The 5,717-nt window shown below is 68.2% G+C and carries 5 protein-coding genes and 1 pseudogene; 5 read left to right on the top strand and 1 reads right to left on the bottom strand.

Features of this window, described 5'->3' with window-relative positions:
- The 4 genes and pseudogenes from Q8M82_RS06020 to Q8M82_RS06005 all read left to right on the top strand — a co-directional run.
- Positions 1 to 362, top strand: a pseudogene (locus Q8M82_RS06020) (tRNA (adenosine(37)-N6)-threonylcarbamoyltransferase complex transferase subunit TsaD); the annotation flags it as partial.
- Complete coding sequence (locus tag Q8M82_RS06015; protein WP_305690470.1) at positions 359 to 1,372, top strand: NAD(P)H-dependent glycerol-3-phosphate dehydrogenase; 1,014 nt, start codon at positions 359 to 361, stop codon at positions 1,370 to 1,372. The pseudogene Q8M82_RS06020 and the gene Q8M82_RS06015, both read left to right, overlap by 4 nt.
- Positions 1,372 to 1,707 carry a hypothetical protein gene (locus Q8M82_RS06010; protein ID WP_305690469.1) on the top strand — a complete coding sequence of 112 codons (336 nt, stop codon included), beginning with the start codon at positions 1,372 to 1,374 and terminating at the stop codon, positions 1,705 to 1,707. The genes Q8M82_RS06015 and Q8M82_RS06010 overlap by 1 nt, the downstream gene beginning before the upstream one ends.
- 75 nt (positions 1,708 to 1,782) lie before the next feature.
- Positions 1,783 to 2,190 (top strand): EVE domain-containing protein, encoded by a 408-nt coding sequence (locus Q8M82_RS06005; RefSeq protein WP_305690468.1) that lies wholly within the window; start codon positions 1,783 to 1,785, stop codon positions 2,188 to 2,190.
- A gap of 191 nt (positions 2,191 to 2,381) precedes the next feature.
- On the opposite strand, the gene Q8M82_RS06000 is transcribed toward Q8M82_RS06005, so the two are convergent.
- A complete protein-coding gene (locus Q8M82_RS06000) occupies positions 2,382 to 3,509 on the bottom strand; it encodes a DUF2235 domain-containing protein (RefSeq protein WP_305690467.1) in 1,128 nt (375 codons plus the stop codon).
- A 242-nt stretch (positions 3,510 to 3,751) separates the two neighbouring features.
- Between Q8M82_RS06000 and acs the strand changes: the two genes are divergently transcribed.
- On the top strand, positions 3,752 to 5,707 hold the full coding sequence (gene acs, locus Q8M82_RS05995) for an acetate--CoA ligase (RefSeq protein WP_305690466.1): 1,956 nt from the start codon (positions 3,752 to 3,754) through the stop codon (positions 5,705 to 5,707).
- Positions 5,708 to 5,717 lie beyond the last annotated feature (10 nt).

The following is a 5,717-nucleotide window of genomic DNA, read 5'->3' as shown; positions in this document are numbered from 1 at the left end:
ATCTCTGCGCCTCCTTCCAGGCGGCGATCGTCGACGTGCTCGTCGACCGCACGCGCGCCGGCATGCGGGCCTGCGCCGCGGCCGGCATCACGCCGAGCGCGCTGGTCGTCGCGGGCGGCGTGGCCGCCAACCAGCCGATCCGGCGCGGCCTGACACGGCTCGCCACCGAGGCCGGGCTGGCGATGGTCGCCCCGCCGCTGCATCTGTGCGGCGACAATGGCGCGATGATCGCCTGGGCCGGGCTGGAGCGGCTGCGGCTCGGCCTCGTCGACGACATGAGCGCGCTCGCAAGGCCGCGCTGGCCGCTCGACGAACTGAAACCGCGCGGAGATGCGGCAGCGGCCACCGGCGCCACCGGATGAGCGGCGCCGACCGCGTTCAGACGATCGGCATCATCGGCGCCGGCGCCTATGGCGCGGCACTCGCCCTGGCTGCCGTCGGGGCCGGCCGCGACGTCCTGATCTGGGCCCGCGACGATGCGGCGGTCGAGGCGATCCGGCTCACGCGGCAAGCCCCGCGCCTGCCGGGCGTGACGCTGCCCGAGCGCGTCTCAGCCACTGCCTCGCTTGCCGACCTCGTCGCGGCGGACGCCCTGCTGCTGACCGTGCCGACCCAGAGCCTGCGGCAGGCCTGCGAGGCCCTCGCCTCGCGGTTGCCGGCCGACCGGCCGGTGATCTCCGCCGCCAAGGGCATCGAGCAGCGGACCGGGCTCTTCACCACCCAGATCATCGCGCAGGCGCTGCCGGGCGCCCGGCCAGCCATTCTCTCGGGGCCGAGCTTCGCCGCCGATATCGGCAAGGGCCTGCCGACCGCGGTGACGCTCGCTGCGACCGACGCAGCGTTGGCGCAGGCGCTCGCCGAGGCGCTGAGTTCGCCTGCCTTCCGCATCTATCACAGTGCCGACCCGCGCGGCGTCGAGATCGGCGGCGCGGCCAAGAACGTGCTCGCCATCGCGGCGGGCATCGCGATCGGCCTCGGCTATGGCGAGAGTGCGCGCGCGGCGCTGGTCGCGCGCGGCTTTGCGGAGCTGCGCCGCTTCGGCCAGGCGCATGGCGCGCAGAGCGAGACGCTGATGGGGCTCTCGGGGCTCGGCGACGTCGTGCTCAGCTGCGCCTCGCCGCAATCGCGCAACTTCGCCTTCGGGCTCGCGCTCGGCCAGGGCCGCAGCGTCACCGACGCGGCCGGCGGCGCTCTGGCGGAAGGCGCCTTCACCGCCCAGATACTGGCGCAGATGGCGCGGGCCGGCGGCGTCGACATGCCGATCGCGGACGCGGTCGCCGGCATCATCGACGGCGAGATCGGCGTGCGCGAGGCGGTCACCGGGCTGCTCGCCCGGCCGCTGCGGGCCGAACGGGAACGGGAGAGCGGGTGATGGCGAGCGACTGGTCGGATCTGACGAAGCGGGTGGCGCGCGGCATCGCCGAGGTGCGCAAGACGACCGGCTCGGACCTCGTCGCCGAGAGCGAGCCCGTGCCGCTGGCGGGGCGCATCGCCCAGCCGGTGATCCAGCATCGCCGTCGCCGCGCCGAAGGAACGCACCGCTTCGTGCTGATCCTGCCCTTCGGTGAAGCCGAGGTCCGCGTCGAACTCGACCCGCAGGACTACGCCGCCCTGACCCGCGAGATGGTGCGCTTCTGGAACGTTCAGGGGCCGGAGGCCTCGAAGCCGCCGGTGCCGCTGGCGCAGGAGGCGGACGGGGACGAGTGACCGGGCGCCCATAGGCAGCCGGCGCGGATTTCGCTATCGACGATTCCTGTCCACGCCACCCTGCGAGAGCACGCCATGGCCCATTGGCTCGTCAAGTCCGAACCCTCGAAATGGTCCTGGGACCAGCAGGTCGCCGCCGGCGCGGCCGGCACGCATTGGGACGGCGTGAAGAACCACACCGCCAAGCTCAATCTGATGGCGATGAAACGGGGCGAGCAGGTCTTCTTCTACCATTCCAATGAGGGGCTCGAGGTCGTCGGCATCGTCGAGGTCATCAAGGAGGCCTATATCTGGATCCCCGGCGAGCCCTGGGTGCTGGTCGATTTCAAGGCCGTGAAGCCGCTGCCGAAGCCCGTCAGCCTCGCCCAGGTCAAGGCCGAGCCGAAGCTCGCCGAGATGTCGCTGGTGAAATCCTTCCGCCTCTCGGTGCAGCCGGTCACAGACGCGGAATGGGACCTCGTCTGCAAGATGGGTGGGCTTTAGACGGCTCTCGCGGACGGACCTGTCTCGGAAACACGCCGTCATTCCGGGGCGGGCCGAAGGCCCGAGCCCGGAACCCATGAACACGAGGGCCATCGGCAACCAGGAACAGAGCGCCAAACCGCAATGCGACGGTGTTCATGGGTTCCGGGCTCTCCGCTTCGCGGAGCCCCGGAATGACCCGGTGGGTTGTGTTACCAGGGGAGGTGGCTGAAATCTGGATGCGCCCGCAGCGCCTTCGGACGATAGGGCTTCTGCTCGTCGAGGATCGGCACGGCGGGCGCCTTGAAGCGGGGCGGCACCGTGCCGAACACCGGCCGTCCCGCTTGCGATGGCCTGGGCGGGATGAAGGCCTCGCGCGTGCCGGGCGTGAACGGAATCCAGCCGCTCCGAAGCTGGTCGTGCTGCTTTCCGAGCGGGTCCGGCGCCAACGATGCCGGCAGCGCCGGGTCGACGATCAGCGGCTGGGGGATCGCGGTCGCCTCCGTCAGCATCCAGTCCAGCGTGATGTCGGAGAGGCCCATCTTCAGCCCGTAGCCGCCGCCGACATCGGTATGGACTCCGGCGAACCAGATTTGCTGGATCCGGTCCGGGTTCTCCTCGTCCTCCTCCCAGAGTTCGGGTGCGAAGGTCTTGCGGTTTTCGTCGATGGCCAGCGCCTGACGGCCATAGGGCACGGCCTTGTTCAGTCGGTTGTTGTTGAAGCTGTGCCGGCCCAGGGTGAAGCTGTTCAGCCCCTTGACGCCCAGCGCCCGCACCGTGTCCCAGACGCCGACGAAGGTCGGCGGCAACTCCTGCGAGCCATAATTGCGGCGGAACGCGTCTGCGGCCTCGTGGCGCTTCGTCTCGTCGCGCTCCTGATAGACCGTCTTCACCGCCTCGGTGGCGATCGCCCGGACCTCGTGTTCCAGGCTGCGCTGCAGTTCGCTCCAGCGCGCGAGCTTCGGCAGGCCCGGCGGCACGCCGCACAGGCCGATGGCGCCGCCGAGGCTCCGGACGGTGTAGGCGCCCCGGCTGAAGCCGAAAAGGAAGACCTGGTCGCCCGGCTGATAGCTCAGCAGCAACGCGGTGTAGCAGTCGATGATGTTGGTGGTGATGCCGTAGCCCGTAGCCTGCGACAGGATATTGAGGGTACGCCGCAGCGGCCCCGGCTTCTCACCGTCGGGATGGGCGCCCAGCCCCGGATCGTAGAAGCAGATCTGCCGCGCCGGGTCGGCGTCGCGCGTATGCTTGTAGAGCCGATAGACATTCGTCCAGTTGATCGGGTTGTCGCCGCCGGCCTGGCCCGTGCCGTCCGAAAAGATGCAGATATTCCTGCCCATGGTCGCCCCCCCTTGCCGCCTGATCCGACGCTAGCGCCATCCTGGAAAAACGCAATCATAGGTTGCAATGATACGCATGGGGACAAGCTCCTCTCCCCCGAAAGTGCGAGGCCTCGCGGCTTGCTGCAGCGCGCCATGGCCCCCTATGATGCCGGCAGCGAACAAGAGGCCCGGCCGCGATCGTCCGCACCGTCGCAAGGCCAATGTCTATCGCAAGGCCCAAGTCTGGGGAGGCGCCTGCCATGACCGAGATCATCTATGACGTGCCGACCGCCTGGTCGAAGAAGGCCTGGGCGACCGACGCCAAGTACAAGAAACTCTATGCCGCCTCAATCAAGGACCCGGACGCCTTCTGGGGCGAGCAGGGCAAGCGGATCGACTGGTTCAAGCCCTACAGCAAGGTGCGCAATGCCAGCTATAAGCCCGGCAAAGTCTCGATCAAATGGTACGAGGACGGCACCACCAACGTCGCCTATAACTGCATCGACCGGCACCTGGCGACGCGGGCCAAGCAGACCGCGATCATCTGGGAAGGGGACGACCCCTCCGAATCCAAGAAGATCTCCTACGGCCAACTCTACACCGAGGTCTGCAAATTCGCGAACGTGCTGAAGGCACAGGGCGTCAAGAAGGGCGACCGCGTCACCATCTACCTGCCGATGATCCCGGAAGCGGCCTATGCGATGCTGGCCTGCGCCCGCATCGGCGCGATTCATTCGGTGGTGTTCGGCGGCTTCTCGCCGGATTCACTCGCCAGCCGCATCGAGGATTCCGATTCGAAGATCGTCATCACCGCCGATGAGGGGCTGCGCGGCGGCCGCTCCGTGCCGCTGAAGAAGAACGTCGACGCCGCCAGCGACAAGGTCAAGGGCGGCATCCCCACCGTCATCGTGGTGCAGCGCACCGGCGGCCAGGTCTCGATGCAGGAGGGCCGTGACCTCTGGTATCACGAGGAGGCGGCCAAGGCCTCGGGCCACTGCCCACCGGCCGAGATGAAGGCGGAGGATCCGCTCTTCCTGCTCTATACCTCGGGCTCGACCGGCAAGCCCAAGGGCGTTCTCCACACCACGGCGGGCTATCTCGTCTATACCTCCATCACCCACCAATACGTCTTCGACTATCATGACGGCGACATCTACTGGTGCACGGCCGATGTCGGCTGGGTGACCGGCCACAGCTACATCCTCTATGGGCCGCTCGCCAATGGCGCGACGACGCTGATGTTCGAGGGCATCCCCACCTATCCGACGATCTCGCGCTTTTGGGAGGTCATCGACAAGCACAAGGTCAACACCTTCTACACAGCGCCGACCGCGATCCGCTCGCTGATGGGCGCCGGCGAGGAACCGGTGAAGAAGACCAGGCGCAAGTCGCTGCGCCTGCTCGGCTCGGTTGGCGAGCCGATCAATCCGGAAGCCTGGGAGTGGTATCACCGCGTCGTCGGCGACCGCCGCTGCCCGATCGTCGACACCTGGTGGCAGACCGAGACCGGCGGCATCCTGATCACGCCGCTGCCGGGCGCGACCAGGCTCAAGCCGGGCTCGGCGACGCGGCCCTTCTTCGGCGTCAAGCCTGAGATCGTCGATGCCGAGGGCAAGGTGCTGGAGGGCGCCTGCGAGGGCAATCTCGTCATCGCCGAGAGCTGGCCCGGGCAGATGCGCACGGTCTATGGCGACCACAAGCGCTTCGAGGAAACCTATTTTGCGACCTATCCGAACAAGTATTTCACCGGCGACGGCTGCCGGCGCGACGCCGACGGCTATTACTGGATCACCGGCCGCGTCGACGACGTCATCAACGTGTCGGGCCACCGCATGGGCACGGCCGAGGTCGAATCGGCGCTGGTCGCGCATCCGTCGGTGTCGGAGGCCGCCGTCGTCGGCTATCCGCACGACATCAAGGGCCAAGGCATCTACGCCTATGTCACGCTGATGACGGGGGAGACGCCGAGCGAGACGCTGCGCAAGGACCTCGTCGCCTATGTCCGCAAGGAGATCGGCCCGATCGCCTCGCCGGACCTGATCCAGTTCGCGCCGGGCCTGCCCAAGACCCGCTCCGGCAAGATCATGCGCCGCATCCTGCGCAAGATCGCCGAGGACGAACCGTCGAGCCTCGGCGACACCTCGACCCTGGCCGATCCCGCCGTTGTGGATGATCTCGTCGAGCACCGGCAGAACAAGAAGGACGCCGCGGTCTAGCGCGCGGCAA

The sequence above is a fragment of the Allobosea sp. genome (genome assembly GCF_030694325.1).
Taxonomy (GTDB): Bacteria; Pseudomonadota; Alphaproteobacteria; order Rhizobiales; family Beijerinckiaceae; genus Allobosea.
Note: the sequence above shows the minus strand (reverse complement) of the source record. Positions and strands in the feature narration are given on the sequence as shown.